The 21,211-nt window shown below is 69.4% G+C and carries 28 protein-coding genes; 7 read left to right on the forward strand and 21 right to left on the reverse strand.

Annotated features, from left to right (window positions below):
• Window positions 1-42: 42 nt before the first annotated feature.
• On the forward strand, window positions 43-231 hold the full coding sequence (locus AB5J50_RS23770) for a hypothetical protein (protein WP_327429792.1): 189 nt from the start codon (window positions 43-45) through the stop codon (window positions 229-231).
• Here AB5J50_RS23770 and AB5J50_RS23775 read toward each other — a convergent pair.
• On the reverse strand, window positions 222-959 hold the full coding sequence (locus AB5J50_RS23775; protein WP_327429793.1) for an HAD-IA family hydrolase: 738 nt from the start codon (window positions 957-959) through the stop codon (window positions 222-224). The genes AB5J50_RS23770 and AB5J50_RS23775 overlap by 10 nt on opposite strands.
• Window positions 959-1,837, reverse strand: a complete 879-nt coding sequence (locus AB5J50_RS23780) for a GntR family transcriptional regulator (RefSeq protein ID WP_327429794.1) — start codon at window positions 1,835-1,837, stop codon at window positions 959-961. Before AB5J50_RS23780 ends, AB5J50_RS23775 begins: the two co-directional genes overlap by 1 nt.
• A gap of 148 nt (window positions 1,838-1,985) precedes the next feature.
• On the opposite strand from AB5J50_RS23780, the gene AB5J50_RS23785 reads away from it, so the two are divergent.
• Window positions 1,986-2,174: a hypothetical protein gene (locus AB5J50_RS23785; RefSeq protein ID WP_327429795.1), complete on the forward strand. Its 189-nt coding sequence runs from the start codon at window positions 1,986-1,988 to the stop codon at window positions 2,172-2,174.
• A 36-nt stretch (window positions 2,175-2,210) separates the two neighbouring features.
• On the opposite strand, the gene AB5J50_RS23790 is transcribed toward AB5J50_RS23785, so the two are convergent.
• Window positions 2,211-3,119, reverse strand: coding sequence for a GntR family transcriptional regulator (locus AB5J50_RS23790; protein WP_327429796.1), 909 nt, complete (start codon window positions 3,117-3,119; stop codon window positions 2,211-2,213).
• Window positions 3,120-3,281: 162 nt separating this feature from the next.
• Between AB5J50_RS23790 and AB5J50_RS23795 the strand changes: the two genes are divergently transcribed.
• On the forward strand, window positions 3,282-3,467 hold the full coding sequence (locus AB5J50_RS23795; RefSeq protein ID WP_327429797.1) for a hypothetical protein: 186 nt from the start codon (window positions 3,282-3,284) through the stop codon (window positions 3,465-3,467).
• A 247-nt stretch (window positions 3,468-3,714) separates the two neighbouring features.
• Here the strand turns inward: AB5J50_RS23795 and AB5J50_RS23800 are convergent, their stop codons facing one another.
• The 3 genes from AB5J50_RS23800 to AB5J50_RS23810 all read right to left on the reverse strand — a co-directional run bounded on the left by AB5J50_RS23800 (window position 3,715) and on the right by AB5J50_RS23810 (window position 7,086).
• The gene (locus AB5J50_RS23800) at window positions 3,715-4,974 is read right to left on the reverse strand and encodes a GNAT family N-acetyltransferase (RefSeq protein WP_369260399.1); all 1,260 of its coding nucleotides are present in this window, start codon (window positions 4,972-4,974) and stop codon (window positions 3,715-3,717) included.
• 231 nt (window positions 4,975-5,205) lie between these two features.
• Entirely contained in the window at window positions 5,206-6,243 is a 1,038-nt protein-coding gene (locus tag AB5J50_RS23805; RefSeq protein WP_369260400.1) for an asparaginase, read from the reverse strand.
• 150 nt (window positions 6,244-6,393) lie between these two features.
• Window positions 6,394-7,086, reverse strand: a complete 693-nt coding sequence (locus AB5J50_RS23810; RefSeq protein WP_369260401.1) for a hypothetical protein — start codon at window positions 7,084-7,086, stop codon at window positions 6,394-6,396.
• Between the two features lie 174 nt (window positions 7,087-7,260).
• On the opposite strand from AB5J50_RS23810, the gene dtd reads away from it, so the two are divergent.
• Window positions 7,261-7,686 (forward strand): D-aminoacyl-tRNA deacylase, encoded by a 426-nt coding sequence (dtd, locus tag AB5J50_RS23815; protein ID WP_369260402.1) that lies wholly within the window; start codon window positions 7,261-7,263, stop codon window positions 7,684-7,686.
• Window positions 7,687-7,714: 28 nt separating this feature from the next.
• Here the strand turns inward: dtd and AB5J50_RS23820 are convergent, their stop codons facing one another.
• The 6 genes from AB5J50_RS23820 to AB5J50_RS23845 form a co-directional block, all read right to left on the reverse strand.
• Window positions 7,715-8,689, reverse strand: a complete 975-nt coding sequence (locus AB5J50_RS23820; protein ID WP_369260403.1) for a folate-binding protein YgfZ — start codon at window positions 8,687-8,689, stop codon at window positions 7,715-7,717.
• A gap of 50 nt (window positions 8,690-8,739) precedes the next feature.
• Window positions 8,740-9,162, reverse strand: coding sequence for a transcriptional repressor (locus tag AB5J50_RS23825; RefSeq protein ID WP_327429803.1), 423 nt, complete (start codon window positions 9,160-9,162; stop codon window positions 8,740-8,742).
• Window positions 9,163-9,177: 15 nt separating this feature from the next.
• On the reverse strand, window positions 9,178-9,753 hold the full coding sequence (locus tag AB5J50_RS23830) for an FABP family protein (RefSeq protein WP_369260404.1): 576 nt from the start codon (window positions 9,751-9,753) through the stop codon (window positions 9,178-9,180).
• A 230-nt stretch (window positions 9,754-9,983) separates the two neighbouring features.
• Entirely contained in the window at window positions 9,984-10,964 is a 981-nt protein-coding gene (locus AB5J50_RS23835; protein ID WP_369260405.1) for a hypothetical protein, read from the reverse strand.
• Window positions 10,961-11,833 (reverse strand): hypothetical protein, encoded by an 873-nt coding sequence (locus AB5J50_RS23840; protein ID WP_369260406.1) that lies wholly within the window; start codon window positions 11,831-11,833, stop codon window positions 10,961-10,963. Before AB5J50_RS23840 ends, AB5J50_RS23835 begins: the two co-directional genes overlap by 4 nt.
• Window positions 11,830-12,591, reverse strand: coding sequence for a hypothetical protein (locus AB5J50_RS23845; protein ID WP_369260407.1), 762 nt, complete (start codon window positions 12,589-12,591; stop codon window positions 11,830-11,832). Before AB5J50_RS23845 ends, AB5J50_RS23840 begins: the two co-directional genes overlap by 4 nt.
• 174 nt (window positions 12,592-12,765) lie before the next feature.
• On the opposite strand from AB5J50_RS23845, the gene AB5J50_RS23850 reads away from it, so the two are divergent.
• Window positions 12,766-13,128: a DsrE family protein gene (locus tag AB5J50_RS23850; protein WP_369260408.1), complete on the forward strand. Its 363-nt coding sequence runs from the start codon at window positions 12,766-12,768 to the stop codon at window positions 13,126-13,128.
• Here the strand turns inward: AB5J50_RS23850 and AB5J50_RS23855 are convergent.
• The 9 genes from AB5J50_RS23855 to AB5J50_RS23895 form a co-directional block, all read right to left on the reverse strand.
• A complete protein-coding gene (locus AB5J50_RS23855) occupies window positions 13,122-13,544 on the reverse strand; it encodes a VOC family protein (RefSeq protein ID WP_369260409.1) in 423 nt (140 codons plus the stop codon). The two genes, AB5J50_RS23850 and AB5J50_RS23855, sit on opposite strands and share 7 nt — an antisense overlap.
• A 20-nt stretch (window positions 13,545-13,564) precedes the next feature.
• Entirely contained in the window at window positions 13,565-13,825 is a 261-nt protein-coding gene (locus AB5J50_RS23860; protein ID WP_327429810.1) for a DUF3099 domain-containing protein, read from the reverse strand.
• Between the two features lie 167 nt (window positions 13,826-13,992).
• Window positions 13,993-14,280, reverse strand: a complete 288-nt coding sequence (locus tag AB5J50_RS23865; RefSeq protein ID WP_054232391.1) for a DUF1416 domain-containing protein — start codon at window positions 14,278-14,280, stop codon at window positions 13,993-13,995.
• Between the two features lie 44 nt (window positions 14,281-14,324).
• Complete coding sequence (locus AB5J50_RS23870) at window positions 14,325-15,164, reverse strand: sulfurtransferase (RefSeq protein ID WP_369260410.1); 840 nt, start codon at window positions 15,162-15,164, stop codon at window positions 14,325-14,327.
• Window positions 15,165-15,307: 143 nt separating this feature from the next.
• Entirely contained in the window at window positions 15,308-15,388 is an 81-nt protein-coding gene (locus AB5J50_RS23875; RefSeq protein ID WP_350310325.1) for a putative leader peptide, read from the reverse strand.
• A gap of 220 nt (window positions 15,389-15,608) precedes the next feature.
• On the reverse strand, window positions 15,609-16,352 hold the full coding sequence (locus AB5J50_RS23880) for a DUF2993 domain-containing protein (protein ID WP_327429812.1): 744 nt from the start codon (window positions 16,350-16,352) through the stop codon (window positions 15,609-15,611).
• 257 nt (window positions 16,353-16,609) lie between these two features.
• Window positions 16,610-17,806, reverse strand: a complete 1,197-nt coding sequence (locus AB5J50_RS23885) for a hypothetical protein (RefSeq protein WP_369260411.1) — start codon at window positions 17,804-17,806, stop codon at window positions 16,610-16,612.
• 8 nt (window positions 17,807-17,814) lie between these two features.
• Window positions 17,815-18,069 carry a MoaD/ThiS family protein gene (locus AB5J50_RS23890; protein WP_369260412.1) on the reverse strand — a complete coding sequence of 85 codons (255 nt, stop codon included), beginning with the start codon at window positions 18,067-18,069 and terminating at the stop codon, window positions 17,815-17,817.
• Window positions 18,070-18,153: 84 nt separating this feature from the next.
• Window positions 18,154-19,029: an alpha/beta hydrolase family protein gene (locus AB5J50_RS23895; protein WP_369260413.1), complete on the reverse strand. Its 876-nt coding sequence runs from the start codon at window positions 19,027-19,029 to the stop codon at window positions 18,154-18,156.
• A gap of 252 nt (window positions 19,030-19,281) precedes the next feature.
• Here AB5J50_RS23895 and AB5J50_RS23900 point away from each other — a divergent pair, with 252 nt between their 5' ends.
• Together AB5J50_RS23900 and AB5J50_RS23905 are read left to right on the forward strand one after the other, a co-directional pair.
• Window positions 19,282-20,100 carry a response regulator transcription factor gene (locus AB5J50_RS23900; RefSeq protein ID WP_327429816.1) on the forward strand — a complete coding sequence of 273 codons (819 nt, stop codon included), beginning with the start codon at window positions 19,282-19,284 and terminating at the stop codon, window positions 20,098-20,100.
• Between the two features lie 23 nt (window positions 20,101-20,123).
• Complete coding sequence (locus AB5J50_RS23905; protein WP_369260414.1) at window positions 20,124-21,146, forward strand: LacI family DNA-binding transcriptional regulator; 1,023 nt, start codon at window positions 20,124-20,126, stop codon at window positions 21,144-21,146.
• The last annotated feature ends 65 nt before the right edge of the window (window positions 21,147-21,211 follow it).

The following is a 21,211-nucleotide window of genomic DNA, read 5'->3' on the forward strand; positions in this document are numbered from 1 at the left end:
AGTGTCCAGTGAAGTGTCAGTGAAGTGGACGGGGTGGGGGACATGGTCATCTTTCAGGTGGTGGGTGCGGCCGTCGAGTTCGGGATGGCTCAACTGGTGCAGACGGAGCTGGGGTTCGCGGGTCTGGTCCTGCTGACCCTGGCGCTGGTGGGCGTACGGGCGGGGCATCCGCGACTGGCCGGATGGGCGGCGTTCCTCTTCGTCCTGCTCAGCCTGCAGCTTCAGACCTGACCCCGGAGCACCCGCAGAACCGGCTCCAGCGACCCCACCACATCCTCGGCTCCCGCGTCCCGCAGCAGCTTCTCCTTGTCCTCGTTACGCGCGTAGCCGAGGAACGGAACCCCGGCCTGCTGGGCGGCGCGGAAGTCCGAGGGGGCATCCCCGATCATGAGAGCCGCCGACGGGGCGGCGCCCAGGGCGTTCAGGGCCCTGACCAGGCAGTGCGGATCGGGCTTGAGGCGGTGCAGGTCCCGGGTGCGGCCGTAGATGTTGGGGGCGAAGCATTCGGCGAGGCCTCGGCTCGCGAGGTAACGAGCGGCGGTGCGCGGGGAGTTGTTGGTCGCTACCGCCAGCCGGGCGCCGACGGCACTCCAGGTCCGTATCAGCGGATCCGCGTACGCGGTGGGCCAGGCGGAGGCCACCGCCTTGAGTTCCTGCTGGGTGAGCCGCTCCTCCAGTTCGGTCACGAGGTCGCTGTGCGGATGCCGCCGGTCGACCGCGTAGAGGACGGCCATCGGGTCGGGATGGACGCGTTCCTCTTCGGTGAGCAGTCCCCGCAGCCCCTGCCGCGCGAGCCAGTCCACCAGATCCCTGGCCACGTCCTCCGCCGAGTGCCCCGCGAACAACCGGCAGATCGGCCCGTCGAAGTCGAAGAGCACGAAGCGGGCGCGGTTGATCACTTCCCGTAGGTTCTCTGTCTCTGCTGCCACCGAATCAGTCTGCGCCGTATCAGAAGTCACTAGGAGAGTGTCAGGTCCGTGGTGATGGTTTCCCAGAGGGCGTCGAACCACTTCTGGGATTCCTCCACGAAGGCGGCGTCCCGCTGGCCGGCCCGCTTCTCGAAGGAGAAGAGGAGGGACGCGGAGCCGAGGGTGTCGTACATGTCCAGGGTTCCGTTCTCCACGGTCTCCTCGCGCCTGGTGATCATGTAGTACGCGATGAGCGCCTCCGAGCCGTTGAGCAGGTACAGCTTCACCGGCGGGGTGAACGGCAGGGCCCGGAAGGTCACTCGGACATCGATGCCGTGCGAGGAGCGCAGGGAGTGGAGGTTGTGGCGCAGGACGTGGCCCTGGGCGTTGCGCTGGTCCAGCCAGCGCCGGTGGACGGGGTCGTCCTCGCCGCGGCCCTCCACCGGGACCGGGAACGCGAGGGTGATGTCCCGGGAGGGCAGCAGGATGCGGACATCGATCGACTGGGGCCGGATCCTGCCCTCGTGGATCAGACGGACCGGCTCGCCCAGGGCCAGCATCAGTGTCTCCGCGGTGAGGCAGGCGGCGTCCACGCGGACGTGCGGCACGGAGAACGCCTCGGTGAGGCGTGGCGCCAGCCCCACCATCGTCGGCTGGGGCTCGTCCCGCATCCGGGGAATGTCGGCGATCCGGGGCGGGCTGCCCTTGCTGACGTTGCTCAGGAGACCGTCGCCCTGGAGGACGCGGAGGGCTTGACGGACGGCGCCGCGCTCGACGCCGAATTCCTCCGCCAACTCGGCCTGGGTGGGCAGCCGGTCGCCCGCCTTGAGGTCTCCCACGCGGATCCGCTCCCGCAGGACGTCGGCGATCTCCTGGGGCGAAAGCCTTCTGCTGCCGTTCACTGCCACGTTCTCCTGAGTCACGACCAAACGCTACAACTCTCATCCATCTATGGGGAGTTGTTTGAGAGTTGTTTATGACTAGTAGCCAAGTGGGGACAACTTAAGCATAGTTGGTTGCCAACTTGGCCAAGTTGGCGGAAGTTTTGCCTCCCTCTCTGAAACAGGAGGAACCACCATGCCCGCCATCGCCCTCCTCTCCGCCGTCTTCGTCGTCGGTTTCGAGCAGCTCGTCCAGTGGCACTACGGCCCGACAGGCATCGTCGGACTGCTGCTGCTCAGCATCGGCATCAAGGCCAAGAGCCCCACCTGCAGCTCCATCGGGGCGGTCGTACTCGCCCTGATGATCGCCGGACCAGCCCTGTGAGCTGCGAGAATCTTCGATCGGCAGGTCCGGGAGGCCTCAGCTCGTGAGCAGCAGCTCCGAGCTGATGGTCTCCCACAGTGCGTTGAACCACAGGTGGGACTGCTCCACGAACGTCGTGTCCCGCAGCCCGGCGCCCTGGGTGAAGGGGAAGAGCATGGACTGGGTGCCCTGGACGTCGTACATCTCCAGATGCACATCGTCGATCTCCTCCTCGCGCTTGGTGAGGGTGTAGTACGCGAAGAGAGCCTCGGCGCCGTTGAGCAGATACAGCTTCACGGGCGGGGTGAAGGGGAGCGCGCGGAAGGTGACGTTCACGTCGATGCCGTGCGTGGAGCGCAGGGCGAGCAGGTTGTGGCGCAGCACCTGGCCCTGGGCATTGCGGTTGGCCAGCCAGTTGCGCTGGAGCCGGCCGTCGGCGGAAGCGTCGACGGGGGCCGGGAAGGCAAGGTCGATGTCGCCGCTCGGCAACAGCAGGCGGACGTCCACCCTGGCCGGTTTTATTCGCCCCGCGTGAATCTGACGCAGCGGTTCGCCCATGGCGAGGGTCAGCGAGATCGACGTCAGACACAGCGCGTCGATCTCCACATGGGGGGCCGCGAAGGCGGCCGCGATCCTCGCGCCGAGCGCCACCGTGGTGGGCTGCGGCGGGGCTTCGGGGCCGGTCAGAGCCCTGGCCAGGTTGTCGGCGACGGTCGCTGGGCTCCCCCTGGACACATTGACGAGCAGATGCTCCGACTGCAGGATGCGCAACGCCTGTCGTACGGTGCCGCGCTCGACGCCGAACTCGTCCGCCAGCTTGACCTGCGTGGGCATGCGCTGTCCCGGCCGCAGCTCACCGGACTTGATCCGGCTGCGCAGTTCGTCAGCCACTTCGCGGTGTGACCTCTGGGGCCGTGGTGACCTGTTCCGCCCATTGACGGCGACGTGTTCCGGGTCCACGACCAAACACTACAACTTCCCGCCATCTTTGGGCAGTTGCCTGATAGGTGGTTATGAGTCGACCCAACGCGGAGATAAGTAAGAGTAAGTTGGTCACCAACTTGAGCAACATGGTCAAACTTCCCGGAGGTTGGCCGCCAGAGTCGCCCTGTCCACCAGGAGGGACCCATGCCGCTCATCGCCCTCGCCGTCGCCGCTCTCGCCGTCGGATTCGAACAGCTCATCCAGTGGGAGTACGGGCCGATGGGCATCATCGCGTTCGTCGCGCTGTCCATCGGCCTCAAGGCCAAGAACACCATGATCAGCGGCATCGGAGCTGTGATCCTCGTGATGCTGCTCGCCCAGTCCGGCTGATCGGACGCCGCCGTCCGGCAGTCCGGCTGACCGGGCTCCCTTCCGGAGGGGAGCCGGGAGCTCGGTCAGTCCGTAACACCGCACAGCACAGCCACAACTGAATGCGCAGCCACAACTGAATGCGTCACCGCATCACGACAACTGAATCGCTACGGATCAACGGATCGACAGTCATCAGCCATCGCCCGCACGGAAGGAGTACCGCTCAGCCGAGATCACGAGATCACGAGATCGCAAGATCACGAGATCAGAAGATGTCCGGGCACCACGGTCGCCTGGACGTGCGGAGCAGGGCGTCGGCAATGGAGGCGGCGCCCGCTCGTTCTTCCCGCACCCGGCCCAGCGCGGCGAGTCGCACCGCCGACTCGTCGCCCAGCCACAGCGCAGCCAACTCACCTACGTCCAAGACGAGTTCCGCGTCCCGAGTGGTCGGCGCGCAGGACGCGCCCTCCGGTCCCGCGTCCAGCCGGTAGCGCCCGGCCGACAGCCCGTCCCGGTCCGTCACCTCCAGGACCAGGCTGCCGCCCGAACCCTCGTACGTACGCGCCTCCAGAGCCCGTACGACATCCAGGATCCGCACCCACAGCCAGTCCGACTGCGTGGTGATGCGGGCGGCGCGCGGATCGGGCAGGAAGCGCGGCAGCAGGTCGTCCGGGGCCCGCCGGCCCGTCTTGACTCGCACGATCCAGTCGATCGAGCAGAGGTACTGCCACAGGGCCCGCTCGGCCGCCGGCGTCACCGCGATCAGCCAGTTCACGCTCGCCGTGTTCAGCGGCTGGTTGGCGTCGCCCCAGTTGTCGTCCGACTCGTACGAGACCAGGCCCTCGACCTCGCCGGCCGCCGAGTGGTACACCGCGAAGAAGGGATCCCGCCACGGCACACGGTCCAGGCGCAGCACCCCGGTGCTGACCTGCCACCAGCGCTCGTCTCGGTTGATCGCCCCTGGCCGGCTCCGCCGGAACCGTTCGTGCAGCTCGGGGCCGGCCTTCCGGACCTCCTCGCCGTCCACCAGGTCGATACGGCCGCCGTCCGCCGGGCCCGACCAGCGGGGGTCGAGGCCGGCTCGCGGTACGTCGATCGTCCACTCGGCGGTGGTGGTGGCGGGACCGAAGCCGTACCGCCCGTAGATCGGGTACTCGGCGGCGATCAGTGCCGCCACGACGTCGCCCCGCTCCTTCGCTGCCGCGAGGTCGGCCGTCATCATGCGGGTGAGGAGGCCGCGGCGGCGGTGGGTGGGGGTGACGGTGACGTTCGAGATCGCGTCGGCGGGGACGGGGGTGCCGCCCACGGTGGTGAGTTCCATCGGGAACGATCGGAACGTGGCGACGCAGCGGGGGCCGTCGAAGGCGCCCAGTGTCCGTGCGGGGTCGATGTATGAGCCCCGGTCCTCGACTTCCCTGTCCGACACCGTGGGCGTGCGCAGGAACCCCGTGTTCAGCGCGCGGGTCCATTCTCGGGTGTCGGCGGCGGTGATCGGTCGTACGTCGATGGGGGCGGGACGGGTCATGAAACCACGCTAGGTGGACGACGGCGGGGTGTCGCGGGGATTTTCGCCCCCGCCGCCCCTACCCGTCCCATCCTTCTGGGGCTCCGCCCCAGACCCCCGGTGAGGGTTGCTCGCGCAGTTCCCCGCGCCCCTGAAAGGGGCGCGGGGAACTGCGCAATCTTTTAGCGGGGGTCTGGGGGCACAGCCCCCAGGGATGGGACGGGTAGGGGCGGCGGGGGCGAGGAAACCCCGTCAGAACGCCACCCGTATCTCCCCGACCTCCCGACCCCCGCCCACCAGCGGCGCCCGCCCGATCCGTGACACCACCGGCGCCTCCACGCCCAACAGCCCGAGCGCACGGGCGAGGACAGGACCCAGCGCCCGCCCCCCACCGTCGTCGATCTTGAAGGCGAGGGCGCGGCCGTCAGGAAGGGCGACCGCCTGGACGGCCTCCGCGCCCATCTTGGACAGCGCACCCGGAACCTCGCGCATGAGCCAGGTGTCGGGGCGACGCGTACCGGCGACGTACTCGGGGTGGGCCCGCATCGCGTCGGCGACACGGCGTTCGGCGGAGCCGGGGGCGGCGAGGACGAAGGAGCGGAAGGCCCGGGCGAGCCCGGTGAGGGTGATGGCCATCAGGGGCGCCCCACAGCCGTCCGTACCGACCGCGGCGACAGGCTCCCCGGCAGCCTCCTCGACCACGGAGTGGATCAGCTGCTGGAGGGGGTGCCCGGGGTCGAGGTACGACTCCGTCGGCCAGCCCCGCAGCGCGCACACCGCGAGCATCGCCGCGTGCTTGCCGGAGCAGTTCATGGTGACCCGGTCACGGACGGCACCCCCGGCGAGATACATCTCGGCCTCGGCGGGGTCCAGCGGCAGATCCGGCGGGCACTGCAACTGCGCGGCCGTCAGCCCGTGCTCGCCCAGCATCTTCTGGACGAGATCACGGTGAAAGATCTCCCCGGAGTGGCTCGCGGCGGCCAGGGCCAGTCGCTCCCCGGCCAGGTCGAGCCCCGCGCGCAGCACACCCGCCGCCTGCATCGGCTTGTTCGACGAGCGCGGGAACACCGGCGCCGTCACCTCACCGAGCGCCAGCTCGACCGACCCGTCCGCGGCCAGCAGCACCAGGCTCCCGCGATGACGCCCCTCGACGAAGCCGGACCGTACGACCTCGGCGAGGACGGGCGGCGCGGGCTGCACCGGCTGCGCGGGGGTGGATACGGCACGCGCGGCGGGAACGTCGGGTGCGGATACCTCGGATATGGAGGGGTCTGCGGGTGCGGCGGACATCGGCGGTGGCCTTCCGGAACGGGACCCGCTCAGGCGGCGCCTGCCCGGGCTGTCCCGGACCACGCCCCCACGCCCGCGGAACCAGGTGGGTGATCGCCCTGGTGGTCGCCGTGCCCGCCGTACAGCCCCGGGATCGCCGGGGCCGCCGCGTCACATGAGCAGGTCGTCTACTTGTGCTTCGCCTTCACGGTACCTGCGGGCGATCTCGGCGCTGCAATCGTCGGCCGTGCGCTGGAGCTGCTGGCGCCGTCGGGAGACCTGCTGCTCGTACCGGACGAGCCGTCCCATCCCGGCGCCCAGCTCCTCATCCGTACGGGCGTCCAGGTCGGACAGCTCGACCTCGGCGAGCATGTCCGCGGCCAGCGCCCGGTACTCCTCGCCGTGCGGTGTGCCCACTGTCACATGGCGGGCCGACGAACGGTGCCGGGCGGGTGCGTCCGTCAGGATCTCCGAGAGCCGTTCGACGACCGACGGCTCCCCGGGCCCGACGACCGACAGCCGGCCCGAGGCCGGGGAGGGCGCCCGCCGCTTCCCACGGCGCGCCAGCTCGGCCCGCAGGATGTCGATGCGTCCCTGGAGCAGCCGCCGCACATAGCTGAGGTCGGCCTCGTCCCGCTGGGCGTCCCGGCGCAGCGTCCGCAGTTCGGGCAGCCGGAGCACGGCGAGGTCGTGCGGGGGCGGGTCGGCGGAGAGCGGGCTGCTGTCGGTGCGCTGCACCGGCGGCCAGGCGGTCATCCCTCCCGTACCCCCGGTCCGTTCCGTCCGGTCCGTCCGTTCCGCCCGTGGGCTCGTGCGGGTCAGTGACACGGCTCCGGGCGGCTGCCCAGTACTCGGTGTGCTCATGTGCCTCTACCGTCCCCTCGACCGGCGCGGTCCACCCCACGGATGCACCGCAACACACCGCATCGTGCCACCCCAAGTGGTCGCTATGTGACCGAGTGCCCCCGATCGGCCCCAGATGGGGGGTTGGTGACCCCTGGAAATCACGCGAAGGGACCGCACGGCATGATGGTCCGCATGCGTGCGGTGGTGCAGAGAGTGGACGGCGCGAGCGTCGTCGTGGACGGCGAGACGATCGGGGAGATCGACGGCGAGGGGCTGTGCGTCCTCGTCGGGGTCACACACGAGGACACCAAGGAGAAAGCGGCCCAACTGGCCCGCAAACTCTGGTCGGTCCGCATGCTGGCCGACGAGAAGTCCTGCTCCGACATCGACGCCCCGCTGCTCGTCATCAGCCAGTTCACCCTGTACGGCGACGCCCGCAAGGGCCGCCGCCCCACCTGGAACGCCGCCGCCCCCGGCGACGTGGCCGAGCCCCTCGTCGACGAGGTCGTCGCCCAACTCCGCGCCCTGGGCGCGACGGTGGCGACGGGCCGCTTCGGCGCACAGATGCGCGTCTCGCTGACGAACGACGGCCCGTTCACCGTGCTCCTGGAGATGTGAGCCCAGGGCCAGGGCAATACGCCTACGCCTACGGCTCTACGACGACTTCCTGCGCCGCCGCCGTCGTGTCGGCCACCAGCGGCGCGTCCACGGGTACGTTCCGCTTCACCAGTGCCAGCGCGATCGGGCCCAGCTCGTGATGGCGTACGGACGTCGTGATGAAGCCGATCGTGCGGCCGTCCGGGCCGTCGGCCGCGAGGCGGAGTTCGGTGCCGTGCGGCGGCAGATGGACCTCGCTGCCGTCGAGGTGCAGGAAGACCAGACGGCGCGGGGGCTTGCCCAGGTTCTGCACGCGGGCGACGGTCTCCTGGCCGCGGTAGCAGCCCTTCTCGAGGTGCACCGCGCTGCCGATCCAGCCCAGCTCGTGCGGAATGGTGCGGTGGTCGGTCTCGAAGCCGAGGCGCGGCTGGTGGTTCTCGACGCGCAGGGCCTCGTAGGCGAGGAGCCCCACCGCCGGGCCGTGCTTCTCGGTGTCCGCCGCGTACGACTCCAGGTCCGCACGCGGAAGGAAGAGATCACGGCCGTACGGCGTCTCGCGTACGACGACGCCCTGCGGGACCTCGGCGATGGAACCGGCCGGGAGGTGCACGACCGCGAAGTCGGCGGTCCGGTCGGCGACTTCGACCCGGTAGAAGAACTTCATCGACTCCAGGTAGGCGATCAGCGCCTCCTGGGTGCCGGGTTCCACGTGCATCCACACCGTCTCGCCGTCGTCGACGAGGTACAGCGCGTGCTCGATGTGGCCGTGCGCGGAGAGGATCAGGGCCTCGGTGGCGCGGCCCGCCGGGAGGTCCGTGACGTGCTGCGTGAGCAGCAGGTGCAGCCAGCTGAGCCGGTCCTCGCCGGTGACGGTGATGACACCGCGGTGGGAGAGGTCCACGAAGCCGGTGCCGTCGGCGAGGGTGCGCTGCTCGCGGAACAGGTCGCCGTAGTGCGCGGCGACGGCTTCGTCCACACCCTCGGCGGGAACGGCTCCGGGCAGGGACAGCAGGGGGCTCTTCATATCCACACAGCCTACGACCGAGTAGCCGCCGTATTTATTTCTCGCCGGCGCTACTTCTTCGCCGCGCAGTCCTTGCAGCGGCCGAAGATCGCGAAATGCTTCATGTCCGTCTCGAAGCCGAACGTGTCGCGGAGCTTCGCGGTGAACTCGGCGGCGACCGAGACATCGGCCTCGATGACGTTCGTGCAGTCGCGGCAGACGAGGTGGAGGTGGTGGTGCCGGTCGGCCAGGTGGTACGTCGGCGCGCCGTGCCCCAGATGGGCATGGCTGACCAGGTCCAGCTCCTCCAGGAGCTCCAGGGTCCGGTAGACCGTGGAAATGTTGACCCCCGACGCCGTCTTCCTCACTTCGATGAGGATGTCGTCGGGGGTCGCGTGCTCCAGGGTGTCCACGGCTTCGAGGACAAGCTGGCGCTGCGGCGTCAGCCGGTAGCCGCGCTGCCTCAGGTCGCTCTTCCAGTCGGTGCTCACCACACTGGAAGTCTAGGCCTACTTGAAGAAAGCGATCCCGTCGTCCGGCATGTCGTCCGGCAGGGCCTTCGCCCAGCGCTCGACGTCCTCCGGGGTGACGACCTTCTTCAGGTGCGCCGACATGTAGGGGCGCAGCTCGACCTCGGGGGTCTGCTTCTCGCCGACCCACATGAGGTCGCTCTTGACGTAGCCGTAGAGGCGCTTGCCGCCGGTGTAGGGGCCGGAGGCGGCCGTACGGGCGACGGCGTCCGTGACCAGGTCGATCTGCGGCTTCTGCTTGGCCAGCTCGCCGTACCAGATCTCCACGACGCCGTCGTCGCGGGTCATCGTGACCTCGACCTTGCGGTCGGCGTCGATGCGCCAGAAACCGGACTCGGTCTCCAGCGGGCGGACCTTGTTCCCGTCGCTGTCCAGCACCCAGGTGTGGGACCGGTACTCCAGGAAGTCACGGCCGTCGTGCGAGAAGGTGACCTCCTGCCCGAAGTTGCACTTCTCGGAGCCGGGAAAGTCGTGGACGCCCGCGCCGGCCCAGCTGCCGAGCAGGAAGACGAGGGGGACCAGGTCCTTGTGGAGGTCGGACGGGATCTCGATCATGAACTCGGCAATTCCTCGATGGGGGTCAGCGCTGGCCCTGGTACAGCTTCTTCACGGTCAGTCCGGCGAAGGCGAGAACGCCGACGCAGACCAGGACCAGCAGGGTTTCGAAGAAGATCTCCACGGGGTGCTCCTCGGATGAGCGGGTGCGGTAGAGGCAGTACACAAGAGCCGGGCCCCAGCTTACGCGGCTGGGGCCCGGCTCTCTCTGTCAGGTACACCCTGGCGGCTCAGCCGAGCAGCTGGCTCTGCAGGATCACCGTCTGCTGGAACGGGACCGCCTGCGCGGTGCCCTTCCGGGACTGGACGATCAGGGCAAGGGTGTCCCCGGCCGACAGATACGCCTGACGGACCTGCTCGGCGCCGTACGGCTTGCTCTCCGTGTACGCGAACCGGGTGATCTCGTCGACCGCCGCACGCTCGGGGAACTTCTCGTCCCGCTCGGTCAGGGCGGCGCCGCGCACCGCGTACTGCGGGGAGTCGTAGTTCGCGAGCTTGGTGGTGATCACCTCGTCCGCCACGGCCGCGGTGTTGAACTGCAGCAGGTAGATCCGCGTGTGGGTGCCGTCCTGCGTGGTCCAGCCGCGGGCGGCGATGTGCCGCAGGCCGTAGTCGGTCAGCAGCTGCGCGACCGTCTCCTGGTCCGCCTTCTCGGCGTACTCCGCCAGGAAGGTCTTCCGCGCCAGCCAGCCGTCCTCGCCGCGCAGCGCCGCGTCGGCCTTCGCGCCCTTCGGGGCGGGGAGGACCAGCTTGCGCAGATCGGCGTAGTGGGCGCCGGCCTTGTTGGCGTCGACGAACGGCGCCGGGCTGCCGGACGGCAGCGGCGGCTTGCTGATCGTCGGGTAGTCCCAGCGCCCGTCCGTCTCGGTCGCCAGACCGGGTACGTCGGTGCGCTCCATCCGCGTGATGCCGTACGCGGCCGACGTACCGACCGCGCCGAAGACCACCACGGCGGCGGTCCAGCGCAGAACGGCGCGCAGGACTCGGCGGTCCTTCTTCACCGGGGGCGCCGGGGGTGCCGGGGGCGCCAGGGGATCGACCGTCACCGGGGGTGCCAGCGGGTCGACGACCGCGGGCGCCGCCTCGGGCACCGGCGTGACGGCGGCCTGCGGCTCGACCGGCGGCGCCTGCTCGGTCTGCGCGGCCTGCTCGGTGTCCTCGGCGCGCTCGGCCTGCTCGACCGGTGTCGTCTGTTCCGTCTGCTCGGTCATACCGCCTCCCCCGGCTCGACGATGCGGTCGAGCTGCTCACGCAGGAGCGACGCGACCCCCTTGGTGTTCAGTGGCTTGGCCGCCTCGGCGGTGACGCTGACCAGCACGTCCCCTTCGTAGGCGGAGCAGATCATCATGTCGAGCTTCTCTGTCTTGTCCTTGGGCGGCAGGAAGCACTTGGCGTTCTTGTGGCCCGTGATCTTCGGCCCGGCGCGGAAGATGCCGAGGGTGTCGAAGAGCTCGTTCTGGAACGTCGACATGTTCTTGATCGCCGCCTTGTCCTCCATCTGCATCAGCTCGATGCTCACGGTGAAGGCCCGTTCGGCGTAGACCGGGGAGTCGCTCGCGTTCGCCGTGCTCAGGTAGCTGCGCATCACCATGCCCTTGGTGTGCTGCTTGTCGATCTGCTTCTCGATCCGCCGCCGCTGGGTGCGGGGCAGACCGCTGATCGACTCCTTGCGCAGGGCGGCGGCCTCGCCCCCGCTCAGCGCGGCGTCCGAGCCGAACTCGGCGATGTCCGGACCCCGGCTCCAGCCGTCCTTCTCGTACGGCACGAGCATGGCGGCGAGCCCCGAGGCCGCCTTCGCCGTCTTGGCGTCCTTCTTCGAGGCCTTCGGGAACTTCCAGACCGGCGCGCCCGCGTCACGGTCGGCGTCCTGGACGGTCACGCCGGTGTAGGCGCTGCCTCCGATGACAGCTCCGACGAGCAGGACCGAACCGGCGATGGCGGCGATACGGCCGCGGCGCACGGGCTTCTTGGCGGGCGCGGGCTCCGAAGCGGGCTCCGGGGCGGGCGTCACGGACTCCGGTACGGAGTTCACGGCGTCCACGGGCTCCAGCGGCTCCGGGGTTGTCGGTTGCTCGGTCACAGCCGCTCCATCTGCCGCTTGGCCAGGTCCATGATCTTCGACTTGGAGATCGGCTTGGTGTCGTAGATCCAGATCTCCATGGCGATGTCGCCGCGCCAGGCGGCCGCCTGCGCCTTGTACAGCGGCAGATAGCCGGGCTTCGTCTCGGGCTTGGTGCTCACATACGCCATGCCGTCGCCGGTGCCGGGAATGGGCCAGCCGCGGGTGCCGTCGACGTTCCAGTTGGCGGACCGGTCGGCGGCTCCGAGGCCCTCCTCCTGGCGGTACTGCACGAGCCGGATCTCGACGGTGTACGTGTGGCCGACGCCCCACTCGGTGCCGGCCGCGCGACGGAACTCGGCGCCGAGGAGCTCTCTGAACTCCTCGTTCGAGTTTTTGAGCTGGTCCGCGTAGTCGCCGATGTCCAGCCAGTTGTCCTCGCCCTGCAAGGAGCTGAGGTTCTGCGCTCCCTTCGGCCGCTTGATCAGCAGCTTGCGCAGGTCACCGTCCGTCTTCACCCGGTAGTCCTGGGCGGCGGACAGCGGCTCGGGGCCCGCGCCCTTGGCCTGTGCGACCACCGGCTGGGACAGCGAGGCCAGCTTGGTGGGCTCGCGGTCGGCCTGGACCAGATATCCGGCGCAGGTACCGGCGACGAGCCCGAGCACGGCGGCGGTGGCGATGAGCAGCGTCGTACGACCGCGTCGGCGGACGCGCGGCGCGGCCGGGTCGAGTTCACCGGAAGTCGTACCAGAGTCAACAACCGGTACATCTTCAGGCACGACAGGTGTTTCAGGCACGACAGGTCTTTCAGGCGCTTCGGGGCCTTCAGTTACTTCCAAGACGTCCCCCCACAGAACGTGAAGCGAGGATTCCGTATCCGCGCGCACAGGAGACCCATGGCCAATGCATGGGGTTGCACAGGAGTTGATTACGATTCGGACTACCATTCGGGCATGGCGAAGAAGCTCGTGATCAAGGTGACGGCGGGGGCCGATGCCCCGGAGCGCTGCTCACAGGCGTTCACCGTCGCGGCGGTGGCCGTGGCCAGTGGTGTCGAGGTCTCCCTCTGGCTGACCGGTGAGTCCTCGTGGTTCGCGCTGCCGGGTCGCGCCGCCGAGTTCGAGCTTCCGCACGCGGCACCGCTGCCCGATCTGATCGACTCGATCCTGGCGGCCGGGTCCATCACCCTGTGCACGCAGTGCGCGGCCCGCCGCGAGATCACGGAGAAGGACGTCCTGAAGGGCGTACGCATCGCGGGGGCGCAGGTGTTCGTGCAGGAAGCGATGGCGGACGGGACGCAGGCGCTGGTCTATTGAGGCGTATGGCGCGCATGGCGCGTCTGACGCCTGCGGTGCTTGTCGCGCGTGTGCACCCAGAGGCAGAAGGGATGCCCTGCCGGGTCGAAGAAGACCCGTACGTCCTCCTGGGGCTGGTGGTCGGCGAGCTTCGCCCCCTCGGCGAGGGCGCGGGCCGTCTCCTCGTCCAGGTCGTCGACCTCGATGTCGAGGTGCAGCATCATCCGCTGGTCGCCGGGCCCCGCGGGCCACACGGGCGGTGTGTAGAGCGGCTCGGTCTCGAAGGCGAGCGCGGTGCCTTCGAACGGGGGGCCGATGAGCACCCAGTCCGGCTCCTCGGCGCGCAGCACATACCCGAGCAACCGCATGTAGAAGTCGGCCAGTTCATGCGCGTCCGGCGCATCGAACACCACGGTGGACAGTCTCGTACGCGACATGAACGCCCTTCCGCCGGCTGCTACGGCCGCCGCTTCTTCCCGTCCAGCTCGTCCCACCACTCGTCGGACTTGGGATCCCCGGACGGGTCGTCCCACCAGCGATCCTCGGGCCCCCGCCGGTTGGCCACCATCGCGGCCAGCGGCGGAATCACCATCGCCACCACACACATTCCCACGGCCACGGGCATCGACCACAGCCGCACGACTCCCCAGGCCAGGACGAAGAGCCCGATACACGTCCCCATCATGGCGAAGTACACGTGCCGCCTGCGTGCGTACATGTCTCCAGCGTAGGCCCGGGAAAGCCCGCCGGCGCAGGGGTGGGAGCAGTCCGGTGAGCGGCCGGAACAGCCGAAGGACCGCACCCCGATCCGGTAAGCGTCCAACCCCCGGGGGTGCGGCCCTTCGGCCGTTCAGGTGACTGCCGTCAGGGACGGCGGCCGGTGCTTCAGACGGCGATCGCGACCTCGGCGAGGCCACCCGTCTGGGCGACGACCGTGCGGTCGGCGGTGCCGCCGGGCACCAGGGCCCGTACGGTCCACGTGCCCTCGGCCGCGTAGAAGCGGAACTGTCCGGTGGCCGAGGTCGGGACCTCGGCGGTGAACTCGCCGGTCGAGTCCAGGAGACGGACGTAGCCCGTCACCGGCTCGCCGTCGCGGGTCACCTGGCCCTGGATCGTGGTCTCACCGGGCTTGATCGTCGAGGCGTCGGGGCCGCCGGCCTTCGCTCCACACATATTTCGATTCCGTTCCTTCAGGCCTTGAGGGTTGCTTAGCCGGGTTACTTGTTGGCGCCGAGCTCGATCGGCACGCCGACGAGGGAGCCGTACTCGGTCCAGGAGCCGTCGTAGTTCTTGACGTTCTGGACACCGAGCAGCTCGTGCAGCACGAACCAGGTGAGCGCTGAACGCTCACCGATGCGGCAGTACGCGATCGTGTCCTTGGCGAGGTCGACCTGCTCGTCGGCGTAGAGCTCCTTGAGCTCGTCGTCCGACTTGAAGGTGCCGTCGTCGTTGGCGTTCTTCGACCACGGGATGTTGCGCGCGGACGGGACGTGGCCCGGACGCTGCGACTGCTCCTGCGGCAGGTGGGCCGGCGCGAGCAGCTTGCCGCTGAACTCGTCGGGCGAGCGCACGTCAACCAGGTTCTGCGAACCGATCGCGGCGACGACGTCGTCACGGAAGGCGCGGATCGAGGTGTTCTGGGCCTTGGCCTTGTAGTCGGTCGAGGCACGGTTGGGGACCTCGGCGACCAGGTCGCGGGAGTCGAGCTCCCACTTCTTGCGGCCGCCGTCGAGAAGCTTCACGTTCTCGTGGCCGTAGAGCTTGAAGTACCAGTAGGCGTACGACGCGAACCAGTTGTTGTTGCCGCCGTAGAGGACGACGAGGGTGTCGTTGCCGATGCCCTTCGACGACAGGAGCTTCTCGAAGCCCTCCTGGTCGATGAAGTCACGGCGGACCGGGTCCTGGAGGTCCTTGGTCCAGTCGATCCGGATCGCGTTCTTGATGTGGTTCTTCTCGTACGCGGACGTGTCCTCGTCGACCTCGACGATGGCCACGCTCGGGTCGTCCAGGTGGTCCTGGACCCAGTCGGCGTCTACCAGGACGTCGCTGCGGCTCATGCTCGTTCTCCTCCGGGGCAGTTGCGGCGGGGTGGTGCGTTGGAGAGGGGTGCGCGGCACGCCTGAGGCGGCGGTGCGGCGCGGGGGTGGCCCCGACAAGAGAGGTCGAAGGGCCCGGCTCGCGGAAGGACGAACGCTTCCGCTCAGAAGGTGCGACAGAGCATGGCGGCGACGCGGCACAGGTCTACTGCCCGCCGCTTCGTGAGATCCGCCTGTCGCTTCATGCGTCCGATCGTAGGGACGCACAGGCAGCCATGTCACCGGTGTGTCATATTTTGAGACACGATCGTCCGCAATGTGGGACGAGGGGAGGGGCGCAGCCGTATCCGCCGGGATTCCGGGGCCCTGTATCCGTCATCACATCGACAGCTCATCTGCTGTACGGACGGGGTCGTCTCGCTCTTCGGACATGCGGGGACGAGCGGGCCCCGCCAGTCTGCCCTCCTACCCGACCAGCTTGACGTCCGAACCCTTCACCGAGATGTCCACGCCGCTCTTCGCCGCCTCGACCTTGTCGAGCTGGATGCCGCCGGGGAGTTCGTCGATCTTCTGCGAGAAGTCGGTGATCGCGCGGATCCGGCCCTCGGCGAGCTCGACGCCCAGCTTGGGCAGGGAGTCCGCGTGCACCTTCACCGTGTCGCCCGAGACGCTGACGGAGCTGAGCACCGACACCGGCTGGGGCAGCTTGGTGCCGAGGACGGTCGCCTCGACCGTCACCTTGATCTTGCCGTTGCCGCCGTCGGAGAGGCCGATGACCTGGGCGGTGACACCGGAGGCGACCTGCGTGGGCTCGGCCTTGGCGGCCTTGAGGAGCTCGGCGTAGCTGATGGAGGCGGTGCCGGTGGCGCTGGTGGCGGTGGCCGAGCTGTAGTCGCTGTTGAAGGCCACGCCGTGCATCTCGGCGTTGAGGTCGTCGATGCGGATCGTGCCGGCCGCGGCGTTCGTGCCGCCCGTCGACGCCTCGTAGTCCTTGATGCCGATCTTCACGTCGTCGAGCTCGCCGCCGACGACCTGGGTGAGGAAGGGGAAGCCCTCGATGGACACGTCAGGGGTGCTGGCCAGGCCTTCGGTGGTCTTGATCTTGTCCGCCGCCTTGTCCTCCGCGAACCCGACCGCCACCCGGTCCGCGATCACGAACAGGCCGCCGAGAACGACGACAAGGATCAGGATTATTCGCAGTGCGCGCATGCTCGGTGTTTCCCCCACCTAGGCCGGCCGGTCTCGACGACCGAGTGGCCGTCGAGCGAGCCTAACCCCGAAGGGCCCCCGGTTCGGGGGCCCTTCGGGGCGGTTGTCGATCAGCTGTGACGATCGGAGGACCGTCGGAGAGCCGCCGGAGAGCCGTGGGAGTCCGGTCGGAGAGCGACTTGAGTGCGGCCGGCCGAGAGCGGCTGGAGTGCGGCCGGCCGAGAGCGGCTGGAGTGCGGCCGGCCGGACGGCAGGGGCTAGCCCAGCGCGCGGCCCAGCAGGTACACGGCCGGGGCCGCCGCCGCCAGCGGCAGCGCCACGCCCGCCGTGAAGTGGACGAAACGGGACGGGTAGTCGTAGCTGGCGACCCGGTGGCCGATCAGCGCGCAGACGCCCGCGCCGAGGCCGAGGAAGGCGCCCTGCGTGCCCAGGTCCGTCATCCCGCCGACCGCGACACCGGCGCCCGCGGCGGCCAGCAGCGCGACCCCCACGGAGGCCGCCGTGGGCAGCGGCAGCGCGCGGGCCAGGACGGCCACCGCGACCGCGGCCGCGCCCACCGTGACGGCGTCCGGCTCCGCCGCGAGGTGCCCTGCCGCGATGATCGCCAGCGCCGCCGAGGCGACGGTCGCCATCAGGCCGTACATCCGGGTGTCCGGGTCGGCGTGGCTGCGCAGTTGCAGCACGAGGGTGAGCAGGACCCACACGCCGAGGGTGCCGAGGATCGCGGCGGGCCCGTTCTCCCGGCCGGTCGCGAGCAGCGCGACGTCCGCGGTCACCGCGCCCAGGAACGCCAGCGCGATGCCCTGCCGGGCGGGCCACATCCCGTTCAGCCGGAACCATCCCGCCGCGGTGACGGCCTGAAGCAGTACGAGGGGTACGACGAGCGCGTACTCCCCGATCGCCGCCGTACCGGACAGCAGCAGCCCGAGGACCGCGGTGAGCGCGGCGGGCTGGATCCCGGGCTCGATGATCGGCGACCGGCCCTCGGCGCGGGCGCGCTGGGCGTCGGTCACGCGGGGGTTGCCGGTGATGGTGGGCGGGCCGTAGCCGGCGGAGTCGGGCGCTTCGTCGGGGAGGGTCGGCGCGACAACCTCTGGCTGCTGAGCCTGCGGCTGCTGCGGGTAGTCCCACCCCTGGGCCCCGGCCGGGACCCCTGCCTGGCCCCCGGTCTCCTGCGGAAGCGGCTGGGCCGTGACGCCGTACGCCTGCGGCTCCGCATAACCCTGATGCCCCTGATGCCCCTGGTATCCCTGCGGAGGCAGATAGGCCGTGTCCGCGGCGGACACGGGCGCCTGCGCCTGGGTCTCCCAGGTCTGCCCCTCCCACTGCTGGGTGTACTGCTGCCACTCGGGCTGCTGTGCGGGCTGCTGGTGTTGCTGTTGCTGTTGTTGTTGCTGAGCCTGCTGATAGGGGTCGTACCCCTCGTACGGAGGCTCGTACGGCTGGTTGCTCATCGTCTCGCTCACCCTCCTGCGAACGGCGGGAGCACCTCGACCGTGCCGCCCTCGGCCAGCCGTACCGTCTCATGCCCGCGGGTCCCCACGGGGTCACCGTCGATGAGGAACGAGCATCGCCGCAGGACGCGGACGAGTTCGCCGGGGTGTCGCTCGCGAGCCGCCTCGAGTGCCTCGGCGAGCGTGCTCGCGTCGTACGGCTCCTCGGGGACGCCTGCCGCGGCCTTGGCGGCGGCCCAGTAACGCACCGTGCCCTTTGCCATCTCGTTCCTCAATCAGCGATCTGGATCCACCACATCCAGTGGATCCACAGGTCTGTGGTTTCTGTGAACACCGTCAGGGCCAGGCTAGCCCGCGTGTGCGACGGCCCAGTCCCCGATACGGGCGAGCAGTTCGTCGTCGGCGGCGTTCTCGGCGTGGCCCATGCCGTGCTCCAGCCACAGTTCCGCGTGGCCGTCGGACGCCTCGGCCAGCATCCGCGGGTGGTCGACGGGGAAGTAGCCGTCCTGGTCGCCGTGGACGATGAGGAGCGGGGTGGGCGCGATACGGGGGACGCACTCGACCGGGGAGTCCGGGACCGGGTCCCAGTCGCGGTGGTGGATACGGGTGCGCAGGCCGACCCGGCCCACGAACCGGCCCTCCGGGCGGGTTACCAGCCAGTGCACCCGCCGCATAGGGGCTGTGCCCCGGTAGTACCAGCGAGCCGGTGCGCTCACCGAAACCACCGCGTCCGTTCGCGCCTCTGTGCGCCCCTCGTGCTCCTGATCCCGCTCCCCGTCCCGCTCCCCCGCCGAGCCGCCGTACAGCGCGGCGTGCCGCAGCACCACCGAGCCGCCCATGGAGAAGCCGACGGTGACGATCCGGGTGTGCCCCAGTTCGCGGGCCCAGGCCACGGCCGCCGCGAGATCGTGCACCTCGCGGTCGCCGACCGTGGAGCGGCCGCCGGATCCCCCGTGACCACGGAAGGAAAAGGTGACCACCGCCGCATTGCGTGCCAGGACACCCGCCGCGCGGCGCACATGCGGACGGTCCAGATCGCCCGTGAACCCGTGCGCGACGATGAACGCCAGGTCACCAGAAGGCCCCGTTCCGGGGTCGTACTCCGCATCGATCGTCACCCCGTCGACCGTGCGCAGAAACCTCCTCAAAGAGGTGCGCGACGTTGTCTCAAGGTGTGGACTATTGAAAGATCGCGTCACTTGACCTGCCGGACCTGAGCTCATGTGGGCTATTCTGCTGGGCAGAGGACTCGGGCAGCGTAGCCCCCGGGTCCTTTTGTGCTTTCGGAAGCGTTGTATACGAAGCGGGAAACCGCAGGTGTACGGGCCGTCGATCGCATGGCGGATCCCAGGGGCGCGGGAGCCGCACGTACAAAGCAGTGCCGCAAACGTCCTCGCAGGGACCGAGGAGGAACCAGACGTTATGGGCGAGCGAACCGTGCACGAACGTAGGACGACCCAGGCAGGTGGGGCGCGATGAGTTCTCTGCTGCTCCTTACCAATGCCCTTCAGCCGTCGACGGAGGTGCTTCCCGCTCTCGGCCTGCTCCTGCACAACGTGCGAGTGGCCCCGGCGGAAGGACCCGCTCTCGTCGACACCCCCGGTGCCGACGTCATCCTGATCGACGGACGCCGTGATCTCCCCCAGGTGCGCAGCCTGTGCCAGCTGCTGCGCTCCACGGGACCCGGCTGCCCGCTGATCCTCGTCGTGACGGAGGGCGGCCTCGCGGCCGTCACCGCCGACTGGGGAATCGACGACGTCCTGCTGGACACCGCGGGACCGGCCGAGGTCGAGGCCCGTCTCCGGCTGGCCATGGGCCGGCAGCAGATCGTCAACGACGACTCCCCCATGGAGATCCGCAACGGCGACCTCTCCGTGGACGAGGCGACGTACAGCGCGAAGCTCAAGGGCCGGGTCCTCGACCTGACCTTCAAGGAGTTCGAGCTCCTGAAGTACCTCGCGCAGCACCCGGGCCGCGTCTTCACCCGCGCCCAGCTGCTCCAGGAGGTCTGGGGCTACGACTACTTCGGTGGTACGCGGACCGTCGACGTGCACGTACGACGGCTGCGCGCGAAGCTCGGACCCGAGCACGAGTCGCTGATCGGAACCGTGCGGAACGTCGGTTATCGATTCGTTACTCCTGAGAAGGTGGACCGCGCGGCGGACGAGGCGAAGGCCAAGGCGGCCCAGCCAAAGCCGGATGATGCGGACGAGACGGCGCACCTCGACGCCACGGCCGACAACGAGATCACAGCGGAGGCACAGGAAGCCGCCGTACGCCCTGCCCAGAGGTAGGTCCATCCGCGTAGACTCCGCGCGTGGCCAAGGTGACTAGGGATGATGTAGCGCGGCTGGCGGGTACTTCTACCGCCGTCGTCAGCTATGTCATCAACAACGGACCGAGGCCGGTTGCCCCGGCCACGCGCGAGCGCGTCCTCGCCGCGATCAAGGAACTGGGGTACCGGCCCGACCGGGTCGCCCAGGCCATGGCATCGCGGAGGACCGAGCTCATAGGCCTGATCGTGCCGGACGCGCGCCAGCCCTTCTTCGGGGAGATGGCGCACGCGGTCGAACAGGCCGCCGCCGAGCGCGGAAAAATGGTGCTCGTCGGCAACTCCGACTACGTCGCCGAGCGCGAGGTCCACTATCTGCGGGCCTTCCTCGGCATGCGGGTCTCCGGACTGATCCTCGTCAGCCACGCGCTGAACGACCACGCGGCCGCCGAGATCGACGCGTGGGACGCCCGCGTGGTGCTGCTGCACGAGCGCCCCGAGGCCATCGACGACGTCGCCGTCGTCACGGACGACATCGGCGGCGGGCAGCTCGCCACGCGGCATCTTCTTGAGCACGGGTACGAGTACGTGGCCTGTCTGGGCGGTACGGCCGAGACCCCCGCGGTCGGCGACCCCGTCTCGGACCACGTCGAGGGCTGGCGGCGGGCGATGCAGGAGGCCGGGATCTCCACGGAGGGGCGCCTCTTCGAGGCTCCTTACAACCGGTACGACGCGTATCAGGTCGGCCTGGAGCTGCTGGCCGGGCCTCATCGGCCGCCGGCGATCTTCTGCTCCACGGACGACCAGGCGATCGGTGTGCTGCGGGCCGCGCGTGAGCTGCGGATTGACGTTCCCGGGGAGCTGGCGGTCGCCGGCTTCGATGACGTCAAGGAAGCGGCGTTGACGGACCCGCCTTTGACAACGATTGCATCGGACCGGTCGGCGATGGCTCGGGCCGCGGTTGATCTTGTGCTTGATGATGGGCTGCGGGTTGCCGGGTCTCGGCGGGAGCGGTTGAAGCTTTTCCCGTCGCGGTTGGTCGTACGAAGGTCCTGCGGCTGCGAGTAGTGGGGTGTCTGCGGGCCGGATGTGGCTGGTCGCGCCCACGCGGCGGAGCCGCATATCGATACGGC

The organism is Streptomyces sp. R35 (genome assembly GCF_041053035.1).
In the GTDB taxonomy this organism is placed as follows: domain Bacteria; phylum Actinomycetota; class Actinomycetes; order Streptomycetales; family Streptomycetaceae; genus Streptomyces; species Streptomyces lutosisoli.

Excerpts from the sequence above, each read along its gene's own strand:
- dtd (WP_369260402.1), top strand. The coding sequence starts at position 7,261 with ATGCGTGCGGTGGTGCAGAGAGTGGACGGCGCGAGCGTCGTCGTGGAC.
- AB5J50_RS23820 (WP_369260403.1), bottom strand. The coding sequence starts at position 8,689 with ATGAAGAGCCCCCTGCTGTCCCTGCCCGGAGCCGTTCCCGCCGAGGGT.
- AB5J50_RS23885 (WP_369260411.1), bottom strand. The coding sequence starts at position 17,806 with ATGAGCAACCAGCCGTACGAGCCTCCGTACGAGGGGTACGACCCCTAT.
- AB5J50_RS23770 (WP_327429792.1), top strand. The coding sequence starts at position 43 with ATGGTCATCTTTCAGGTGGTGGGTGCGGCCGTCGAGTTCGGGATGGCT.
- AB5J50_RS23850 (WP_369260408.1), top strand. The coding sequence starts at position 12,766 with ATGGCGAAGAAGCTCGTGATCAAGGTGACGGCGGGGGCCGATGCCCCG.
- AB5J50_RS23875 (WP_350310325.1), bottom strand. The coding sequence starts at position 15,388 with ATGAAGCGACAGGCGGATCTCACGAAGCGGCGGGCAGTAGACCTGTGC.
- AB5J50_RS23880 (WP_327429812.1), bottom strand. The coding sequence starts at position 16,352 with ATGCGCGCACTGCGAATAATCCTGATCCTTGTCGTCGTTCTCGGCGGC.
- AB5J50_RS23855 (WP_369260409.1), bottom strand. The coding sequence starts at position 13,544 with ATGTCGCGTACGAGACTGTCCACCGTGGTGTTCGATGCGCCGGACGCG.
- AB5J50_RS23800 (WP_369260399.1), bottom strand. The coding sequence starts at position 4,974 with ATGACCCGTCCCGCCCCCATCGACGTACGACCGATCACCGCCGCCGAC.
- AB5J50_RS23890 (WP_369260412.1), bottom strand. The coding sequence starts at position 18,069 with ATGGCAAAGGGCACGGTGCGTTACTGGGCCGCCGCCAAGGCCGCGGCA.
- AB5J50_RS23860 (WP_327429810.1), bottom strand. The coding sequence starts at position 13,825 with ATGTACGCACGCAGGCGGCACGTGTACTTCGCCATGATGGGGACGTGT.
- AB5J50_RS23785 (WP_327429795.1), top strand. The coding sequence starts at position 1,986 with ATGCCCGCCATCGCCCTCCTCTCCGCCGTCTTCGTCGTCGGTTTCGAG.
- AB5J50_RS23835 (WP_369260405.1), bottom strand. The coding sequence starts at position 10,964 with ATGACCGAGCAGACGGAACAGACGACACCGGTCGAGCAGGCCGAGCGC.
- AB5J50_RS23870 (WP_369260410.1), bottom strand. The coding sequence starts at position 15,164 with ATGAGCCGCAGCGACGTCCTGGTAGACGCCGACTGGGTCCAGGACCAC.
- AB5J50_RS23830 (WP_369260404.1), bottom strand. The coding sequence starts at position 9,753 with ATGATCGAGATCCCGTCCGACCTCCACAAGGACCTGGTCCCCCTCGTC.
- AB5J50_RS23865 (WP_054232391.1), bottom strand. The coding sequence starts at position 14,280 with ATGTGTGGAGCGAAGGCCGGCGGCCCCGACGCCTCGACGATCAAGCCC.
- AB5J50_RS23900 (WP_327429816.1), top strand. The coding sequence starts at position 19,282 with ATGAGTTCTCTGCTGCTCCTTACCAATGCCCTTCAGCCGTCGACGGAG.
- AB5J50_RS23895 (WP_369260413.1), bottom strand. The coding sequence starts at position 19,029 with ATGAGCTCAGGTCCGGCAGGTCAAGTGACGCGATCTTTCAATAGTCCA.
- AB5J50_RS23805 (WP_369260400.1), bottom strand. The coding sequence starts at position 6,243 with ATGTCCGCCGCACCCGCAGACCCCTCCATATCCGAGGTATCCGCACCC.
- AB5J50_RS23795 (WP_327429797.1), top strand. The coding sequence starts at position 3,282 with ATGCCGCTCATCGCCCTCGCCGTCGCCGCTCTCGCCGTCGGATTCGAA.
- AB5J50_RS23810 (WP_369260401.1), bottom strand. The coding sequence starts at position 7,086 with ATGAGCACACCGAGTACTGGGCAGCCGCCCGGAGCCGTGTCACTGACC.